Annotated in this window: 4 protein-coding genes; 1 reads left to right on the top strand and 3 read right to left on the bottom strand. The window is 31.5% G+C overall.

Annotation, left to right across the window (positions count from 1 at the left end; translation table 11 throughout):
* Nucleotides 1-318 precede the first annotated feature (318 nt).
* Nucleotides 319-765 carry a hypothetical protein gene (locus C8N41_RS16645; RefSeq protein ID WP_115840104.1) on the top strand — a complete coding sequence of 149 codons (447 nt, stop codon included), beginning with the start codon at nt 319-321 and terminating at the stop codon, nt 763-765.
* 668 nt (nt 766-1,433) lie between these two features.
* On the opposite strand, the gene C8N41_RS16640 is transcribed toward C8N41_RS16645, so the two are convergent.
* The 3 genes from C8N41_RS16640 to C8N41_RS16625 all read right to left on the bottom strand — a co-directional run bounded on the left by C8N41_RS16640 (nt 1,434) and on the right by C8N41_RS16625 (nt 2,903).
* A complete protein-coding gene (locus tag C8N41_RS16640; protein WP_115840103.1) occupies nt 1,434-1,751 on the bottom strand; it encodes a type II toxin-antitoxin system RelE/ParE family toxin in 318 nt (105 codons plus the stop codon).
* Complete coding sequence (locus tag C8N41_RS16635) at nt 1,751-1,984, bottom strand: hypothetical protein (protein WP_115840102.1); 234 nt, start codon at nt 1,982-1,984, stop codon at nt 1,751-1,753. The genes C8N41_RS16640 and C8N41_RS16635 overlap by 1 nt, the downstream gene beginning before the upstream one ends.
* Nucleotides 1,985-2,528: 544 nt before the next feature.
* A complete protein-coding gene (locus C8N41_RS16625; RefSeq protein ID WP_115840100.1) occupies nt 2,529-2,903 on the bottom strand; it encodes a hypothetical protein in 375 nt (124 codons plus the stop codon).
* Nucleotides 2,904-3,205 lie beyond the last annotated feature (302 nt).

Below are 3,205 nucleotides of genomic sequence, written 5' to 3'. Positions count from 1 at the left end.
CAATTAGCTCAATATCGTGCGCTGAAGTCTTGAATTTTTCATAAGTTCCATTTTTATAGCTACCAGAATTTTGTAATTCGATAAACGTATAATTTAAATCACAAGAAATAATTCCTAAAGGTGTATTAAATGTTCTATTTATCAATGTATTTCTCATTTTTCTCAAATGCACTACAACGGTTTTGTGTATGGAAAGTTGCGAAGTTTGTGCGCGAGGATTTTCCGAAGGAAAATCAGATGCAAGCAAACGAGCAACTACCATTTGTTTTAGCCAAAATAAGCAATTTTTTATACACGTTGTTGGCAACAAGCTGAAGAATGAACGACATTAAGAAAGTTAAAATATTTACAATACTAATCCATTCGTTCATAATAATCGGAGCTGGACACGGAATTGGAATTATGGGAATGATTGATATTGCGAGTATTCCGAATTTGATTGACAATTACGGATTTACATTAAATGGAAATTTTGATGATAATATTATGTCAATCGGACTTATATCTTTGATTGGAAAAATATTACTGATTTTGAGCCTGTTTGTGAAACCAAATCGGACTAAAAACTTGACTGGATTAATCGGGCTTTTACTTTTATGGATTTCGGTTTATTTTCTAACTTCAGGAAATTGGAATTATGACTCACTTTATGAATTAGCTTTTTGGACAAGTATTCCATTTCTGATTTCATCTATAGTCCTGACTTATTTAATATTAAAGAATATCAATCAAAATAAAGAACTGAATATAAAACAAAATGTATAACGGAATAAAAAGCCAGTTGCCAACACAGTATATAAAAAATTGCTAGTTTTACCTAAACCAAAGTTAGTTGCTCGTTTGCTAGCTTCTGATTTTCCTTCGGAAAATCCTCGCACACAAACACGCAACATTTCATATACAAGCACGTTGCAAAATCGTTGTTTTTCAGAATTCAGATTATTCTGTTCAATTCAGCTTTCCGATTGTCAGCGTTTGAGTGAGTTCAGTTTGCGTTTTATTCCGAAATGATTTTTAATTCCGTTTGAGTGTTAAATTCCGCAAGAGTGAATTTCCACGTTCAACTCGATTTCCGCTACGTTTATTAATTCCGTTCCGACGCTTCGGAAGAGTAAGCAAATCCGAAATTTGCTAATTTCCGCAAAGTTTGTCATTCAGAATTTGAGTGAGGATTCAGCCAAATTTCAGAAATTCAGCAATATGATTTTTTGGTTTTATCTTTCTTAAAATTCAAAAAAAAATCGGAAATAGAACTACGCTTTTTTTTGTTCAGAGTGCGTTCCGCAATGTTTTGCAACGTGTTTGTGTATGGTTAGTTGCGTGGTTTAGCGACTAAGTTAGCAAACATTTACGAACCCGTGAATATTCCGCAGGAATATTCGCAAGTATGCTCAATTAAGCAATTAATTATACACGGTGTTGGCAATCAGGCTTTATTTTGTTCGTTTCATTTTCGGTGGGTTTTGGCGAGTATCAAAAATATCAGCAATTTTTATAAATCCGTTTTGTTCATCAACCGAATATATGACTTTGTAGTTTTTGAAAACCAAATAACGATATTGAATTTCTCTATCTTTAAGTAATTCTTCTTCTTGTCCAATAAAGGATGCTTTGATTAATTTTTCCGATTCTTTAATTATTCCAGTTACAATTTTAGTAGCAACTTTTAAACTTGCTTTCTTTTCGTAATATTCATAAATTTCGTCAAGTTGAGTTTCCGAAAAGTCTGACCAAATAATTTTAAAATTCATTATTCGTATTTGGCTAAAAGTTCAGAACTTGATTTAAACCGATTGTTTTTGAAATCCGATTCTGATTTGTCAATTCGTTTGTTTAACTCATCAATGGTCATAGGCTTAAGAAGCCTTTCGTCAGAAGTGCCTTTTTCCTTTTTCAATATTTTCTCAAGCTTGGAAATTGCTTCCTCGCTTTGAAGTTTTAGGAATTCTTGAATAAATTCTATTTTACGAGCTTCTATATTCATTTCGAGTTTCTTTTTATCAAAGATACTAAATTATCAAATTCAATCAATATCTTTCTTGGTTTAACGAATTTTTTCAGCTTGTTGCCAACGTGTTTGTGTATGATTTCGTTGCGTGTTTAAGCACTAAAGTTAGCAAATAAATCAAAGATAGAAAGTCCGCGAGGACTTTCGTAAGTAGGCTAGAACTAGCAATGAATTATACACATTGTTGGCAATTGGCTTTTATTTATTCAGTTCAACTATTCTCAAAAGTCAATTTCAGAATAAACTTGCTAAAATTGGCAAAATTCCGAAAATTACAAGTCCGACTATTGAAGTCCAATATTGATAATTCTTTTTCTCTTTTTTTATGCTGCTAAAAATTATAAAAATAAGACTCAATAATAGTAATATTGTTGCTAAAATTCCAAAATAAAAGAGAACTGTTCCTGTGTTGTCTTGTTCGTTAAATAAACTCGTATAGCTGATTGTTAAGTAAAAAGAAATAACATTAATTATTAAAATCCATATCATAAAATGGAATGCCCATTTTTTAAAATTTATATTATTCATTTAGAGATTGAGTTTGGGTTAGTTTTTTAGTCAATTTCGCAATCCAAATTAGATTAGTCACTCCAATTCCAATAATTCCAAATGTCGCTATAAATTGAATTGGCGATTCTTTTCCAAAAGCGAGTAAAGTCATGAGTAGAATGGGAATGAGTCCAATTCCGATTTTCGAAATCAGATTTTGAGTTTTCAATTCAGTAAACCAAAGTAAATATCCGTTAAGTATTGCTAAAATCAGAGCTGGAAGTGGATATAAAATCAGTAAAAAGAAAATTTCTCCGTATTGTGCGTTTTCATAAAACAATGGCGCGATAAAAATTCCGATTAAACAGAATAGAAATCCAATTATTATTATCGTTCGACGTTCCATTTGAGTGAGTTCAGCTTGTTGCCAACGGTTTAGTATATGATTTGTAGCGTTGTTTGAGCCAGTAAGTTAACAAATAATAATCGAAATAGAAAAACCGCGAGGTTTTTCGTGAGTAGGCTAGAAGCAGCTATAAATTATATACATCTTAAGTTTACAATTCATTAAATTTAAGGATAAATTAGAAAGAACAAAAGAGAGGAGTAAGGTTAATATATACGCAGAAGCTTTAGACTTCGTCAACATTGAAAATCCCCTCTCTTTTCTACACAGATTTCGTACAGTTCTATGAGGCTTTTAGACCT

Source organism: Winogradskyella sediminis (assembly GCF_003387355.1).
Taxonomy (GTDB): Bacteria; Bacteroidota; Bacteroidia; order Flavobacteriales; family Flavobacteriaceae; genus Winogradskyella; species Winogradskyella sediminis.
This window is presented reverse-complemented; position numbering and strand designations above follow the sequence as displayed.

Bases quoted from the DNA above. Each gene is read 5' to 3' on its own strand.
- C8N41_RS16625 (WP_115840100.1), bottom strand. From the start codon at position 2,903: ATGGAACGTCGAACGATAATAATAATTGGATTTCTATTCTGTTTAATC.
- C8N41_RS16640 (WP_115840103.1), bottom strand. From the start codon at position 1,751: ATGAATTTTAAAATTATTTGGTCAGACTTTTCGGAAACTCAACTTGAC.
- C8N41_RS16635 (WP_115840102.1), bottom strand. From the start codon at position 1,984: ATGAATATAGAAGCTCGTAAAATAGAATTTATTCAAGAATTCCTAAAA.
- C8N41_RS16645 (WP_115840104.1), top strand. From the start codon at position 319: ATGAACGACATTAAGAAAGTTAAAATATTTACAATACTAATCCATTCG.